This window comes from Arthrobacter sp. 01L42, from assembly GCF_056400005.1.
This window is the reverse complement of sequence record NZ_JBFTSL010000014.1, coordinates 36,118-51,617: the sequence shown is the minus strand read 5'-3', so window position 1 is coordinate 51,617 and position 15,500 is coordinate 36,118. Positions and strand designations below refer to the sequence as shown.

Annotated in this window: 12 protein-coding genes; all 12 read left to right on the top strand. The window is 68.9% G+C overall.

Annotation, left to right across the window (positions count from 1 at the left end; all coding sequences use genetic code 11):
* Positions 1-3: 3 nt before the first annotated feature.
* Complete coding sequence (locus tag AC1DN2_RS13440; RefSeq protein WP_476850696.1) at positions 4-1,401, top strand: sensor histidine kinase; 1,398 nt, start codon at positions 4-6, stop codon at positions 1,399-1,401.
* Positions 1,398-2,054, top strand: a complete 657-nt coding sequence (locus AC1DN2_RS13435; RefSeq protein WP_476850695.1) for a response regulator — start codon at positions 1,398-1,400, stop codon at positions 2,052-2,054. The genes AC1DN2_RS13440 and AC1DN2_RS13435 overlap by 4 nt, the downstream gene beginning before the upstream one ends.
* A gap of 72 nt (positions 2,055-2,126) precedes the next feature.
* Positions 2,127-4,145 carry a penicillin-binding transpeptidase domain-containing protein gene (locus AC1DN2_RS13430; RefSeq protein ID WP_476850694.1) on the top strand — a complete coding sequence of 673 codons (2,019 nt, stop codon included), beginning with the start codon at positions 2,127-2,129 and terminating at the stop codon, positions 4,143-4,145.
* A gap of 35 nt (positions 4,146-4,180) precedes the next feature.
* Entirely contained in the window at positions 4,181-5,863 is a 1,683-nt protein-coding gene (locus AC1DN2_RS13425; protein WP_476850693.1) for an ABC-F family ATP-binding cassette domain-containing protein, read from the top strand.
* Between the two features lie 135 nt (positions 5,864-5,998).
* Positions 5,999-6,772 (top strand): DeoR/GlpR family DNA-binding transcription regulator, encoded by a 774-nt coding sequence (locus AC1DN2_RS13420; protein ID WP_476850692.1) that lies wholly within the window; start codon positions 5,999-6,001, stop codon positions 6,770-6,772.
* Entirely contained in the window at positions 6,769-7,956 is a 1,188-nt protein-coding gene (locus AC1DN2_RS13415) for an MFS transporter (protein WP_476850691.1), read from the top strand. Before AC1DN2_RS13420 ends, AC1DN2_RS13415 begins: the two co-directional genes overlap by 4 nt.
* Before the next feature lie 15 nt (positions 7,957-7,971).
* The gene (locus tag AC1DN2_RS13410) at positions 7,972-9,468 is read left to right on the top strand and encodes a phosphatase PAP2 family protein (protein WP_476850690.1); all 1,497 of its coding nucleotides are present in this window, start codon (positions 7,972-7,974) and stop codon (positions 9,466-9,468) included.
* Positions 9,469-9,632: 164 nt separating this feature from the next.
* Entirely contained in the window at positions 9,633-10,574 is a 942-nt protein-coding gene (locus tag AC1DN2_RS13405) for an ABC transporter ATP-binding protein (protein ID WP_476850689.1), read from the top strand.
* Positions 10,575-10,577: 3 nt separating this feature from the next.
* Positions 10,578-11,462 (top strand): ABC transporter permease, encoded by an 885-nt coding sequence (locus AC1DN2_RS13400; protein WP_476850688.1) that lies wholly within the window; start codon positions 10,578-10,580, stop codon positions 11,460-11,462.
* A 49-nt stretch (positions 11,463-11,511) separates the two neighbouring features.
* Positions 11,512-12,891, top strand: a complete 1,380-nt coding sequence (locus AC1DN2_RS13395) for a sensor histidine kinase (protein WP_476850687.1) — start codon at positions 11,512-11,514, stop codon at positions 12,889-12,891.
* Positions 12,851-13,585, top strand: coding sequence for a response regulator (locus AC1DN2_RS13390; RefSeq protein WP_476850686.1), 735 nt, complete (start codon positions 12,851-12,853; stop codon positions 13,583-13,585). Before AC1DN2_RS13395 ends, AC1DN2_RS13390 begins: the two co-directional genes overlap by 41 nt.
* A 285-nt stretch (positions 13,586-13,870) precedes the next feature.
* Positions 13,871-15,334 (top strand): amino acid permease, encoded by a 1,464-nt coding sequence (locus AC1DN2_RS13385; protein ID WP_476850685.1) that lies wholly within the window; start codon positions 13,871-13,873, stop codon positions 15,332-15,334.
* The last annotated feature ends 166 nt before the right edge of the window (positions 15,335-15,500 follow it).

Below are 15,500 nucleotides of genomic sequence, written 5' to 3'. Positions count from 1 at the left end.
AGCATGGAGGGCGACGCCGGCAACACGGTCCACAACGGCACAGGACCCAAGGGCGCTGGGCATGCCGGCGCACCGGCGCCGGGCACGGAGCCCACCGGGGCGGCCGTCATTCTGCGCGTCCTTCGCGTGAGCCTGCACGTCGGCTTTGCGGTGCTGCTCCTGGTGGCGCTGCTCCGGCTCCTGGCCGGCGGCATCACGGGCCAGGAGTGGATCACTTTGTTGCTGGCCGTGCTGCTCGCCGCGTTCTACCTCGCGGGCACCGTGCTGGAGAAACGGCACGCCGCCCGCCGGTCCCGGTTCGATCCGCGGCCCTACTCGGCCTGGTGGCTGGGCGGCGTCTGCCTCCTCTGGCTGCTGCTGGTCTGGGCCAGTGCCGACTTCGTCTGGCTGGCCTTCCCGCTGTTCTTCCTGCAGTTGCACGTGCTCCGGCGCCGGCTGGCGCTGCCGGCGATCGCACTGAGCACAGTGTTTGTCATTGCGGCGCTCTGGTTCCACAACGGCGGTACCGCGTCTCCCGATCTGGCCAGTGCGGATCCGGCCAGCGTGGGGCTGCAGCTGCCCATGGTGCTCGGGCCCGTTTTCGGCGCAGCCTTCGCTGTGGTCACCGGGCTGGCCTACCGGGCACTGTTCCTGGAGGCGGAAAACCAGCGGCTGGCGGCCGAAGAGCTCCGCCGCACCCGTGCCGAACTCGCCCGGACCCAGCACAATGCCGGCACCCTGGCCGAGCGGACCCGGCTGGCCCGCGAAATCCATGACACCCTCGCCCAGGGCTTGTCCAGCATTGTGCTGATGGGGCGCGCGGCCGAGAAGGCCCTGGACGACGGCGAACCCGCCGTGGCACGGGACAGGCTCCGCATTGTCCGGGACACGGCCGCCGCCAACCTGGCAGAGGCCCGCAACTTCGTCCGGGCCCTGCAGTCCCCCGATCTTGAGGACGGCTCTCTCGTGGCCGGACTTCTCCGGCTGTGCGAAACGACCGAAGCGGAGACCGCGGCGCGGGGTGCCCGGCTGCGTTGCCGCCTCGACGTCGAAGGCGTGCCGTTGGAACTCCCCGGCGCCCACCAGACGGTCCTGCTCCGGGCCGCGCAGGCGAGCCTGGCCAACGTGCGGGCGCATGCGCAGGCGGGCACCGCCGTCGTCACCCTTTCCTTCCTCGGCCCGGACGTGGCCATGGACATCTACGACGACGGCGCCGGATTCGACCCCTTGGCCTTGCCGGCCCGTCCGGACGGGTCCGGCTATGGTCTGACGTCGCTGCGGGACCGCGTGGCCGCCCTCCACGGGCAGCTGGACATCGAGTCTGCCCCGGGTGAGGGAACCGTGGTGGCCATCCGGCTGCCACTGGGCCAAGCACCCGGTTCCAACGCCGCGCCGGCGCCGGCCCGCGGGGACCGGAAATGAACAACATCCGGGTGTTCCTGGTGGACGACCACCCGGTGGTCCGGGCCGGTCTGCGGGCAATGCTGGGTGATCTGGAGGGCATCACAGTGGTGGCCGAGGCCGCCGACGGCGCCGCCGCGCTGGCCGGACTGGCCAGGCTCCACACCCTGGGCGAGCCCGCGGACGTGGTGCTCATGGACCTGCAGATGGGCGCCGGCATGGACGGCGTCACCGCCACCGGCCGGATCAAGGCAGGAGAGGCCGGCGAGCCGGCGCCGCCGGTGCTCATCCTGACCACCTATGACTCCGACGCCGACATCCTGGCCGCCGTCGAGGCCGGCGCCAGCGGCTACATGCTCAAGGATGCACCGCCCGACCAGATCCGCCAGGCGGTGCTCTCTGCCGCGGCGGGCGGCACCGCGCTGGCCCCCGAGGTCGCGGCCCGGCTGATGGGCCGGATCAGGAATCCGGAGCCCGCCCTGTCCGCCCGCGAGGTCCAGCTGCTCGGATTGCTGGCCACCGGGATGGGAAACCGGGCGATCGCGAAGCAGCTGTTCATTTCCGAGGCCACGGTCAAGACGCACCTGGTGCACATCTACGGCAAACTCGGCGTGGACAACCGCACCGCCGCGATCGCCGTGGCAGCGCAGCGCAGGATCATCCGGCGGCCCTAGGCGTCCCCGGCGGGCAGGTGACGGTGTTATGTGACAACAGAATTGTCGGTGGCCCGGGGCATAATGGGCGCCATGGGGAACTCATCAAAACTTGCACTGGCCCTTGTGGGCCTTGTTCTTGGCGGCTCGCTGGTCGCCTGCGGCGACGGCCGTGAGGGCGCCGAAAGCGCTGCCAAACAGCTCGCCTCCGCGGTGTCCGCGCTCGACGTCGGATCCGTCGCCTTTGAGGGCAAGGACTCCGGTGCCGCCAACGACCAGCTCAAGGAAATATTCAAGGGGCTTGACCCGGCCCGGCCTGCAGTGGACAGCGGCCAACTGACGCTGGAGTCCGATAAGGCCACGGTCCCGCTCAACTACCGCTGGAAGATCGGCTCCGAAGAGTGGAAGTACACCACCTTCGCCGAATTCAAGAAGTCCGGCGACAAATGGCTGACGGTCTGGAACCCGGCCACCCTGGTCCCCGAACTGGCCGAAGGCGAGCTCGTCGGCTCGGCAACCCATTCGCCGTCGCGCGCCGACATCCTGGGCGCCGGCGGGGTCCCGCTGGTCACGTACCGGCCCGTGGTCAATGTTGGCATCGACAAGCCGGCGCTCGGCGGTGCAGACGCCGCCGATTCCGCCACCAAGCTTGCCCAACTGGTGGGGGTCGACCCTGCGGCGTACGGCCAGCAGGTCGCGGCGGCCGGCCCCGAGGCGTTCGTTGCCGCCATCACTTTGCGTGAAGAAGGACGGACCATCACCGACGCTCAGATCGGTGAGATTCCCGGCGCCCGTGCCATCCGCGACTCCCTTCCGCTGGCACCAAACCGCACCTTCGCCCGCGCCCTGCTGGGCACGGCAGCGGAGGCGAATGCAGAACAGATCGAAAAATCGAACGGCGCACTCAAAGCCGGGGACACCACGGGCACCGGTGGCCTGCAACAGCAATACGACGCGCAGCTTCGCGGCAGCGACGGCATTCAGGTCTTCGCCGAGAAAGCAGGCCTCACCGCCGCAGAGAAGCAGGCTCTGCCCAACGAGGGACGCCGCGTACTTTTTCAGACTGAGATAAAAGAAGGCACCCCGCTGAAAACCACCCTGGACCCGAAGCTGCAGCAGCTTGCGGAAGACGTCCTCGGCAAGGTCGGCCCGGCGTCGGCGATTGTGGCGCTCCGGCCCTCCAGCGGCGCCGTCCTGGCGGCCGCCTCCGGGCCGGGCAGCAACGGCTACGACACCGCGATGCTGGGACAGTATGCCCCTGGATCGATCTTCAAGATGGTCGATTCCCTGGCCATGTTCCGCAACGGCATGACGCCCGACTCCAAGGTGGACTGCCCGCCCACCCTCACGGTGGACGGCCGCACCTTCAAGAACGCCGAGGGATACCCTGAGTCCTCCCTGGGGTCCGTGACGCTGCGCGACGCCTTTGCGCACTCCTGCAACACCGCGTTCATCAACGCCCGCGACACCGTCACCCAGGCACAGCTCGAATCCGCCGCGACCTCCCTGGGCGTGGCAGTTGAAGCACCTGCGCTCGGCGCGGCCGCATTCCTCGGCTCCGTCCCCGGGGAGGCCGAAGGAACCGAACATGCCGCCTCCATGATCGGCCAGGGCAAAGTGCTCCTGTCCCCCCTGGCCGCCGCCGTCATGGCCGGCTCGGTTGCCAAGGGAGCCCCGGTGGCCGCCCAGCTGGTATTGAATCCGAACGAGGGCGACAGTCCCCCAGATGCCCAGGGCGCCGCCCCCACAGGAACGGCTACAGCCGGCACGTCGCCGGCTGCCCCGGCCTCCGGTGACGCGACGCCGTCGGCCCCAGCACCGGCCACGGCCGTCGAAAAGCCGGTAACTGCAGCGGAAGCCGCGGCACTGGCTGACATGATGCGGGCCGTCGTCACCAGCGGTCATGCCGGGTTCCTGGCCTCCGTCCCGGGCGAGCCCGTCGGGGCCAAGACCGGAACGGCCGAGTTCGGCAACGACACCCCGCCCAAGACGCACGCCTGGATCGTGGCCGTGCACGGTGACCTCGCCGTCGCCGTGTTCGTCGAGGACGGCGGACTCGGGGCCACCACCTCCGGGCCGCTGCTCAAGGAGTTCCTGACCCGGGCCGGCTGAGCGGACGCTTTCCCGGCCGTGGGAAGATTGAACGCGTGGCTCATATTGACGTATCCGGCATCGACTACTTCCTCTCCGACGGCACCCAGCTGCTGAACGGGGTGACCTTCAAGGTCCCGGACGGCACCAAGACAGCGCTGATCGGGCCCAACGGGACCGGCAAGACCACCCTGTTCCGGATCATTTCCGGCGATCTCGTCCCGGACGAAGGCGTGATCGGCCGGTCCGGCAACATGGGCATCATGCGCCAGTTCGTGGGCCAGGTCCGGGACGAGTCCACGGTCCGCGACCTGCTGGTCTCCGCCGCCCCGCCTGCCCTGGCCGCCGCAGCGCGGGCCGTCGACGAGGCAGAGCTCGCCATGCTGGAGCACGACGACGAGCCCACCCAAATGGCCTATGCCCAGGCGATCGTGGACTGGGGGGATGCCGGCGGCTACGACGTCGAAACCGTCTGGGACGAGGTCTGCATGGCCGCCCTCGGACTGCCCTTCGACCGGGCACAGCACCGCCCGGCGTCGAGCCTGTCCGGCGGCGAGCAGAAGCGGCTGGTCCTCGAGGCCCTCTTCGCCGGCCCCGACGAACTGCTGCTCCTCGACGAGCCGGACAACTACCTCGATGTTCCGGGCAAGCGCTGGCTCGAGGCCAAACTGAATGATTCGAAGAAGACCGTGTTCTTCATCAGCCACGACCGTGAACTGCTCAACAACGCCGCCGGCCGCATCGTCACCCTGGAACCGGGCATCAACGGCGCCGGCGCCTGGATCCACGGCGGCGGCTTCGGGTCCTACGTGGACGCCCGGGCCGACCGGAACGCGCGCTTCGAGGAACTGCGCAAGCGCTGGGACGAGGAGCACGTCAAGCTCAAGGAACTCGTCAACATGTACAAGAACAAGGCCGCGTTCCGCTCCGACATGGCCAACCGCTATCACGCGGCGCAGACCCGGCTCGCGAAGTTCCTCGAAGCCGGCCCGCCCGAGGCCCTTCCCATCGAACAGAACGTGCAGATGCGGCTCAAGGGCGGGCGCACCGCCAAGCGCGCTGTCGTGGCCGAGAAACTGGAACTGACCGGCCTGATGAAGCCGTTCTCCACCGAAATCTGGTTCGGCGACCGGGTGGGCGTCCTGGGTTCCAACGGTTCGGGCAAGAGCCACTTCCTGCGCCTGCTCGCCACCGGCGGCACGGATCCCGAGCGGGAGCACCTGCCGGTGTCCGACGTCGAGATCGCCGAGGTGCCGCACGAGGGCACCGTGAAACTCGGCGCCCGGATCCGGCCCGGATTCTTCGCCCAGACCCACGTCCGGCCCGACCTGCTGGGTAAGACCCTGCTCGAAATCCTGCACCGGGGCGACGAGCACCGCTCGGGCATGGGCCGCGAAGCCGCCGCCGGGGCCCTCGACGGCTACGGGCTGGCGGCGCAGTCCGAGCAGAAGTACGAATCCCTCTCCGGCGGCCAGCAGGCGAGGTTCCAGATCCTGCTGCTGCAACTCTCCGGGGCCACGCTGCTGCTGCTCGACGAGCCCACGGACAACCTGGACCTGCACTCGGCCGAGGCCCTGGAACGGGCGATCGACCACTTCGAGGGCACCGTCCTGGCCGTCACCCACGACCGCTGGTTCGCCCGAACCTTCGACCGCTTCCTGGTTTTCGGCTCCGACGGCAGGGTCTACGAGTCCGCCGAACCGGTCTGGGACGAAAAGCGCGTCGAGCGCGCCCGCTAGAGCCATCGCGGGGTCAGCAACGCGGGGTCAGATACCGCCCATTCCGGGGGCGGTTATGGGCGCTAAGTGACCCCGCGTTGCTATTTGAGACGCGCAACAAATGATTAAGTGATCACAAAACGTTAGCATTTGAGCATGAACACTGATGAGCGGCACCGCCTGATCGGCGGACTGCTGCGCGACCGGGAGCATGTGACGGTGGACGAGCTGATGGCCGCCTGCGGCGCCTCCGGCGCCACCATCCGCCGTGACCTCGACATCCTGGCCCTGCACGGCGTGTTGCGGAGGGTCCACGGCGGAGCCAAGAGCCTCGTTTTCGGCGGCGAAAACCCGCACTACGGGCAACGCGAACTCGAGGACCACACCGCCAAGATGCGGATCGCCGCCGGGGTGGCGGCCATGCTCGCGGACCGTGGACACGTCTGGCTGGACAGCGGCACCACCGCCACGGAGATCGCCCGCCAGTTGCGCCAGCGTGAGATGACGATCATGCCGATGTCGCTGCGGTCCGTCACCGCGCTGTCCGCGGACGACGGTCCGGCCGGGCGCCGCCCCGAACTCCTGATGCCCGGCGGCAGCCTCGTCCCCGGCGAACTTTCCTTCCGCGGACCGATGACGGAATCCAACATCCGCTCGCTGCGCTTCGACACCGCCGTCGTCACGCCCTGCGCCCTGAACCTCAAGGACGGGCTGTTGGCCCACGACCTCGACGACGCCGCAGTCAAACGCGCCGGCCTCGAATCCGCCGCCCGGGTGATCGTCGCCTGTGCCGACGCCAAATGGAACGCCACCGCCGTCGCCCTCGTCGCATCCCTGGACGCCGTGGATGCCATCGTGACCGACCGGCAGCTCAGCCCTGAAGAACTTGACCAACTCGCCCAGCACTCGGTGGAAGCAGTGATCGTATGACCAGTACCGCAACCGTCCCGCAACTCAAGGCTGCCACCGGGGCGACTTTCCTTGTCTTCGGGATCAACGGATTAGTTTTCGCCAGCTGGGCAGCCCGCATCCCGGCCGTGACGGAGATCCTGCAGATCACCGCGGGCCAGATGGGAACCCTGCTGCTGTGCGTCGCGGTCGGTTCGCTGATCGCCCTGCCGACGGCCGGGTTCGTCGTCGGCCGGATCGGCACCGCCAACACCGTCCGCAGCGCCGGACTCGTGGCCGCGGCGGCCGGCGTCGGCGTCGCGCTCTCCCTGATGGCGGCCTCCATCCCGGGGACTGCCATTGCCCTGTTCTTCTTCGGGATAGGCGTCGGGCTGTGGGATGTTTCGCAGAACATTGAAGGTGCCGACGTCGAACACCGGCTCGGGCGCACCATCATGCCGCAGTTCCACGCGGCCTTCAGCGGCGGCGCGTTCGTCGGTGCCCTGATCGGCGCCGGATTATCCACCCTGGGGGTCGGGCTCCCGGAGCACCTGCTGGTCATAGCCGCCGTCGTCGCCGTCCTGACCACGGTGGCCCCCCGGTATTTCCTGCCCCATCTGCCTGCCGAGGCACCCGCCGCGGGGGACGCGGACCGGGGCAACGCAGGTTCGGCCTGGCGGGACGGGCGCACGCTGCTGATCGGTGTCGTCGTCCTCGGCGCCACCCTGACCGAAGGCGCCGGCAACGACTGGATTGCCAAGGCCGCGGTTGACGGCCTGGGCGCCGAACAGTCCACGGGGGCGCTGCTGTTCGCCGCGTTCGTCCTGGCCATGACCGCCATGCGCTTCTTCGGTGGCCGTGCGATCGACGTCTACGGCCGCGTTGCCGTGCTGCGGGCCAGCATGGCGGCGGCGACCGCGGGCCTCTGCCTCTTCGTGTTCGCCGGCACCATCTGGCTGGCCGCCGCCGGCGCCGTGCTCTGGGGCGTGGGGGCGGCCCTCGCGTTCCCGATCGGAATGTCCGCCGCCGCGGACGATCCCAAGAAGGCGGCCGCCCGGGTGTCCGTGGTGTCCACACTGGGCTACATTGCCTTCCTCGCCGGGCCGCCCCTGCTCGGCTACCTGGGCGATTTCACCGGTGTCAGGACCGCCCTGCTGGCGATCGGGATTCCGATTGTGGTGGCGCTGGTCCTCGCCGGAGCCGCGAAGCCGCTGCCCGCGAGGTAGCAGTATGGTGGTCCAATGCGAACCATGCTGAGGAAGGCCCCCGGCCGCCTGTCGAAATTCGATCGCAAACTGGTGCGCGCCGTCTCCAATCTGCCGGGAGGAGGCCATGACGACTTCTTCCGCCGTCTGTCCGCCGCCGCCAACAAGGGCAAACTTTGGTTCGGCGTTGCCGGAGCCATGGCCCTGGTGCCCGGCAAGACGCGCCGGGCAGCGGTGCACGGACTCATCGCGCAAGGCGCCGCCTCGGCGGTCACCAACGTCGTGTTCAAGACCCTCCTGCCCCGGGCCCGCCCCCTGCCCGAACACCTTCCGGTCTTCCGCTTCGTGAACCCGCAGCCGACGAGTTCGTCGATGCCGTCGGGACACTCCGCCTCCGCGGTGGCTTTCGCACTCGGGGTCGGCATGGTCCGCCCGGCCCTCGGTGCGGCGCTGGCCCCCCTCGCGGCCGGAGTGGCCTACTCCCGGGTCCACACCGGGGCCCACTGGCCCTCGGATGTGCTGTTCGGGTCCGCGATCGGCGCCGGCGCGGCCATGGTGACGCGGAAGTGGTGGCCCGTCCGTCCGCCGTTCCCGGAAACCAGCCGCGGCGCCGCCCCGGCCGCGGAATTACCGGACGGCCAGGGGCTCGGCATCGCGGTCAACACCCTCGGCGGGTCCTATGCTGACGAGACTGTCGACGCCCTGCAAAAAGTATTCCCTAAGGCGTATATAAAGGAAATCGGGCCCGGTGAGTCCGTCGACGCGGGCATCGCCCAGGTCGCGACCCGACCGGGCATTGCGGCCCTGGGCGTCTGGGGCGGCGACGGAACCGTGGGCGCCGCGGCGGCCGCCGCCGTCGAACGTTCCCTTCCGCTGCTGGTGCTCCCCGGCGGAACGCTGAACCATTTCGCCCGCGACGCCGGAACCCCCACCCTGGCGGACGCCGTGCAGGCGGCGTCGCGCGGCGAGGCCGCCGTGGCCGACGTCGGCCACGTGAGTGTCGAGCGCGGGCTCCCCGACAGCCCGGAGCAGCTCGAGCTGATCATGCTCAACACGGCCAGCATCGGCCTCTACCCGAACCTGGTCCGCCGGCGGGAGCAGCTCCAGCCGGCACTGGGCAAACCCCTGGCCGGAGTGGTGGCCATGTTCCGGACCTTCGCGGCCGGCACCCCCACCACGCTGATCGTCAACGGGGTGCGGCACCGGCTGTGGATCCTGTACATCGGCCGCGGCCGCTATTACCCCCGTGACCACGCGCCGCTGGTGCGCCCGGTACTCGCGGACGGTGTCCTGGACCTGCGGATGATCACTGCCGATGAGCCGTTCGCCCGGTTGCGCCTGCTCTGGGCCGTGCTCACGGGCACCGTGGCCACGTCCGGGATCACCCATCTGAGCGAAACGGACCGGATCACGGTGGAACCCGGGAACGGGCCCATGGTCCTCGCCGTCGACGGAGAGGTCATGCCCGGGGTGCGGCGGGTGGAATTCACGGTCCGCCCCGGCGCGCTGACCTACTACTCGCCCCTCGGCTGAACCCCGTCATCCAACCCCTGTCATCCTCCCGGACTACCCTGATTAGCCCCTGAATCATCCCTGAGACCGGCGAAATACGCAGCTTGCCTCGGTAGCGTGGTGTGCAGACGGGCCCGTGACTGCGGTGCCCCGGATCATCTCCCGCTACGCAAAGGAACGCTTCCATGATCGAAGCACGAGGCCTGACCAAGGTTTACGGCGACAAGACCGCCGTCGCCGGCGTCAACTTCACCGTCGAAGCCGGCCGGGTCACCGGCTTCCTGGGTCCGAACGGGGCCGGAAAATCCACCACCATGCGCATGATCATGGGGCTGGACAGGCCGACGTCGGGCTCGGTGACCGTCAACGGGTCCCCGCTGACCGGGCACGCCGCCCCACTGCGCGACGTCGGCGCGCTGCTCGATGCCAAGGCAGTCCACACGAGCCGCTCCGCCTACAACCACCTGCTGGCCATGGCGGCGACCCACAGCATCCCGAAGAAACGGGTTCACGAAGTCATTGAGATGACGGGACTGGCCGAGGTGGCCAGGAAGAAGGTCGGCGGCTTCTCGCTCGGCATGGGCCAGCGGCTGGGCATCGCCGCCGCCCTCCTGGGCGACCCGCAGACCGTCATCCTGGACGAGCCCGTCAACGGCCTTGACCCGGAGGGGGTGGTGTGGGTCCGCAACCTGGTGAAGTACCTGGCCTCCGAGGGCCGCACGGTCTTCCTTTCCAGCCACCTCATGAGCGAGATGGCCGTCACGGCGGACCACCTGATCGTGATCGGCCGCGGGAGGATCATTGCGGACGCCCCGATCCAGGAGATCATCACCGGCAAGGGCCAGGGCCGGACGCGGGTCCGCACCGACCAGTCGGACCGGCTCATGCAGCTGCTGGCCGGGACCGGGGTCTCGGTGGAGGTCCAGGAGCGCGAACTCCTCGAAGTCACAGGCCTGGACCCGCGCCAGATCGCCACTGCGGCGCTGGAGAACCACGTCATGATCTACGAACTCACCCCGCTGCAGGCCAGCCTCGAGGAGGCCTACATGGAACTGACCAAGGATGAGGTCGAATACCACTCGCTGATCACCACGGGCGCCGTTCCCGTCGAAGCCGGAGGCAACTAAGCCATGAGCTCCACAACCGTTGAATCCACGCCCTCGCGCCGCGGCGCCGACGCACAGCGGTCCGGAAACGGCAGCAGTTCCGGCCCCGGCCCCAGCTTCCTGCGGGTCCTCAACTCCGAATTCATCAAGTTCCGCACCCTGCTCTCCACGCTGATCCTGCTCGGCTCAACAGTGGTGGTCATGGTGGGGTTCGGGGCGCTTTCGGCCTGGGGGACGGGCCAGTTCTCCGAGGCCGCGGCCCGGGACCCGGAGGTCGGGGCCAGGCTCGCGGCCCAGGGCGGCGACATCGCCGTCAGTGTGCCCACCTCCGGCATCGCGTTCGCCCAGCTGATCCTGGGCTCCCTCGGCGTGCTGCTGATGAGCTCCGAGTTCACCACGGGCATGGCCCGGTCCACGTTCGCGGCGGTGCCTAAACGCATCCCCGCGTTCGCGGCCAAGCTCGTGGTGGTGGTGGTGACTTCCTTCGTCGTCACCGCCGCATCCACCCTGGCCGCCGGATTCGTATCCGTGCCGATCCTGGACAACTACGGCCTGGGCCTGGACCTGGGCAGCCCGCAGTCGGTCAAGCTGCTCCTTGTCAACAGCATTTACGTGGCGGCGGTCGCGGCCATCGGCATGGCGCTGGGCACGCTGATCCGCAACTCGGCGGGCGGCATCATGAGCCTGGTGGGACTGTTCTTCGTGGCACCCATCGCGTTCCAGCTCATTCCGGGCGACTTCTTCGTGGAGGCCCGCAAGTACCTGCCCGGCAACACCGTGGATCCGCTGACCGCGGTGGAGCACATCCCGGACACCCTCGAAGCCTGGCAGGCGGCCCTGGTGCTGGGCGCCTGGGTTGTCATCCCGGTGCTCCTGGCCGCCGTCCTGCTCAAGAGGCGGGACGTCTAGGCCGGCGCCACGGGCAGCGTTCAAGCCCTTCAGCATTTAGGCTCAGAGCATGATCGATGCGGTACCTGTCAGGGACGCGCCGGCCGGACCGGCCGACGCGTCCCTTGCTGAACTCACGGCCCGCCGCCGCGGCCGGCTCCGGCGCTACCTGCTGGCCAATCCGCGGGTCATGGACGTCCTGGTGGTGCTCTGCTACCTGGTCCTGGTCACGCCCACGGCGGCCGAATCGGTCATCCACGGCGACTGGCCGGTGGCCGTGCTGCTCGCCGCGGCCGCGCCGGTCCTGCTCTTCCGGCGGGCGTATCCGGTGCGGGTGGCGGCTGTTGTGGGGGCCCTGGAACTGGCGGTCACCTTCCTGCATCCCTGGGGGTCCAATGTCTCCGCCGGGCTCTGGTTTTCGCTGTACGCCGTCGCCGTCGTCCGCACCCGGCGGTTCGCCCTCGCCGCACTGGCCCTGACCACCGCTCCGCTGCTGCTCCTGTACTTCCTGCTGGCCGTCGGCCCGCTGGACGGCCGGCTCCCGGACATGGCGGTCCGCACACCGGAGAATTTCCAGCTGCTGACGGGCATCGCGGCGGGCATCGGCATCGCGCTCTCGAATGTGATCGCTACGGGGATCGGGATCTCGGTGCGGCAGCGGCGCGAGCACGAGCACGAGATCGCGGCCTGGGCCGCCCGGGCCCAGCAGCTGGGCTCGGTCACGGAACGGAACCGGATCGCGCGCGAAATGCACGACGTCGTGGCGCACTCGCTGACGGTCATGATCAGCCTGTCGGACGGCGCCGCCGTCGTGGTCAAGAAGGATCCGGAGCGCGCCGCCGGCGTCCTGGCCGAACTCTCCCGGACCGGGCGCACCGCGCTGGCCGACATGCGGCGCGTCCTTGGCGTGCTGCGCGAGGACGCCCCCACCGGACATGCCCCGCGCGAGCCGCTGGTGGCCGGGGGCAGCCTGGCCAAACTGCTCGAGGGCTTCCGCACCGCGGGACTGCCGCTGCACTACACGCACACCGGCCCGTCCCTGCCCGACGATGCGGCGTTCCAGCTGACCGTCTACAGAATTGTGCAGGAGTCGCTGACCAACGTGCTGCGCTACGGCCGCGCCCTCAGCCGGGTGGAGGTCAGCATTGTCCGGAACGGCTCCCGCGTCACCATTGAAGTGCTCGACGACGGCAGGGGCACCGTTGACCCGGGGGCTCCCGGGACCGGCGCGCAGGCGAAGCCTGACGCACTGGACTCCTTCGGCACCGGGCATGGAATCGCCGGGATGCGGGAGCGGGCCAGGATCTACGCTGGCACCGTGTACGCCGGGCGCGCCGGTGACCGCGGCTGGCGCGTGCACGCGGAACTGAACTGCAACGGCGAGAATGCCACGGAATCAAGGGGGAACAATGTCCGACAACACGCCGGTACGCGTCCTGCTGGTGGATGACCAGCCGCTGCTTCGGATGGGCTTCCGCCTCATCCTGGAGGGTGAAGACGATTTGCGCATCGTGGGCGAGGCATCCAACGGCGCCGAAGCGGTCCGCCACGTCCGGGAGCTCGCGCCCGACGTCGTCCTGATGGATGTACGGATGCCGGTGCTGGACGGGATCGAGGCCACCCGGGCGATCGCCGCCTCGGGCTCCGACGCCAAAATCATCATCCTGACCACCTTTGACCTCGATGAATACGCCTTTGCAGCACTGCGGGCAGGGGCCTCTGCGTTCCTGCTCAAGGACGTGGCGCCGGCAGAACTGGTCAGCGCGGTCCGGGTGGTGGCCAGCGGCGACGCCGTGGTGGCACCCCGTGTTACGCAGCGGCTGCTGGAGACCTATGTCCGCGGTGCAGGCGGCACGGATCCTGCAGGGACAGGCGGCGCCGGCGGCCAGCAGGCCGGCAGCCCCGCACGCCCGGCGCGGGATCCGTTGCTGGAAGACCTGACGCCCCGCGAAAACGAGATGCTCGGGGCGATGGCGGAGGGACTCTCCAATGCCGAAATCGCGCACCGATACTTCCTGTCCGAGGCCACCGTCAAGACGCATGTGCGCCGGATCCTGACCAAGCTCCACCTCCGCGACCGCGTCCAGGCCGTGGTGTACGCATATGAGACCGGCCTCGTGGTGCCAAGCAACGCGGACTACTGACCGCCGCCGCCCTGCCGCCGCAAGGCAGGTTACCGGCAGGTAGTACCTGAAGCAGTGGTTTCAGGCACATTGCCGAATTGCCCGTGAGGCAACTTTGGTTGACCCTATGGCCCTCGCGTTGGGTGATGGCCCGGTCTGACCCGCCGTCATTTGTGGGACTGCACAAGACGGACGGTCCGCCGCGCGGTCTAGTGTGAAACGACATTGTGGTCCGCCGCACAGCATGGATTCGATTCCGTGCCGGCATCGAGCGGGCCTGAACCCCCCACGAAGGACGGCGCTTCCATGCCCGCTGACCAGCAGCTTTCAAAATCCCTGAAACCCAGGCATCTGTCCATGATTGCCATCGCCGGAGTGATCGGCGCCGGACTGTTTGTCGGTTCGGGTGCGGCGATCCAGCAGGCCGGCCCCGGCATCCTGGTTGCGTACGCCGCGGCGGGACTCGTCGTCATCCTCGTCATGCGGATGCTGGGCGAGATGGCCGCGGCCAACCCGGAAACCGGCTCATTTTCCACCTACGCGGACAAGGCCCTGGGCCGCTGGGCCGGGTTCAGCATCGGCTGGCTCTACGCATGGTTCTGGATCATTGTCCTCGGCATCGAGGCAACGGCTGGGGCAGCGATCATGCACCGCTGGGTCCCCGGCATTGACCAGTGGGTGTGGGCGCTTGCCCTGATGGTGCTGCTGACGCTGACCAACCTCGGGTCCGTTAAGTCGTTCGGCGAGTTCGAGTTCTGGTTCGCTTCCATCAAGGTCGCGGCAATCGTGCTCTTCCTGCTCTTCGGCGTCGCCGCGATCCTGGGCCTCATCCCCGGCGTTCCGGCGCCCGGCCTGGACAACCTGATCGGCAACGGCGGGTTCATGCCCAACGGCCCCGGCGCCGTCCTGGCCGGCATCCTCGTGGTGGTGTTCTCGTTCTTCGGCGCGGAAATTGCCACCATTGCCGCCGGCGAATCCGAGAACCCGGTCGATGCCGTCAAGAAGGCCGTGAAGTCCACTGTCTGGCGCATCCTCGTGTTCTACATCGGCTCCATCGCCATTGTGGTCACCCTGCTGCCCTGGAACTCCGCTTCCGTCGCCAAGAGCCCCTACGTCGCGGTCATTGAGCTGTTCGGCATCCCCGGCGCCGGAACCATCATGGACATTGTGGTGCTGACCTCGGTGCTCTCCTGCCTGAACTCCGGGCTCTACACCGCAAGCCGCATGCTGTTCTCGCTGTCCCGCCGCGGTGACGCCCCCAAGTCGTGGATGCGGATTTCCAAGCGCGGCGTGCCCGCTGCCGCGGTACTGGCCTCCACCGTGGTCGGCTTCGTTACCGTCGGACTGAACTACGTCGCCCCGGACACGGTCTTCCTGTTCCTGGTCAACACCTCCGGCGCCATCGCGCTGTTCGTGTGGCTCGTCATCGCGACCTCCCAGCTGATCCTGCGCCGCCGCATGGGCGCCGCCGCCAAGGACCTCCAGCTGAAAATGTGGCTCTTCCCGTACCTGACCTGGGTGTCGATCGTGAGCATCGTGGCCCTGCTGATCGGCATGGTGATCCTGGAATCCACGCGGGAATCGCTGCTGCTCTCGCTGGCTCTCGCCGCCGTCGTCGTGGGGATCGGGGTCATTCGCTACCGCAGGAACGGTGCCAAGGCCGCTGTTCCCGAAACAGGTGCCGGCGAGGCGCCTGCCGGTGACGCCACCCCGGTTGACGCCGAGCCTGGCGCTGAAGACGCCACAGTGGGCGCCCGCCCGGTGTCGTAGCCCCGGAAGGCCCCGCGGCCGTCCCGCACCACCGGACATGCCCTCCCCCTGCGCCCACCACTGGACATAGCGCCATCATGTCCACTGCCCGGCGCGAGGGGAGGGCATATCCATGCGTGCCGGGGGGCATGCCCAGTCCCCGGGCCGAGGGGAGGGCATGTCCATG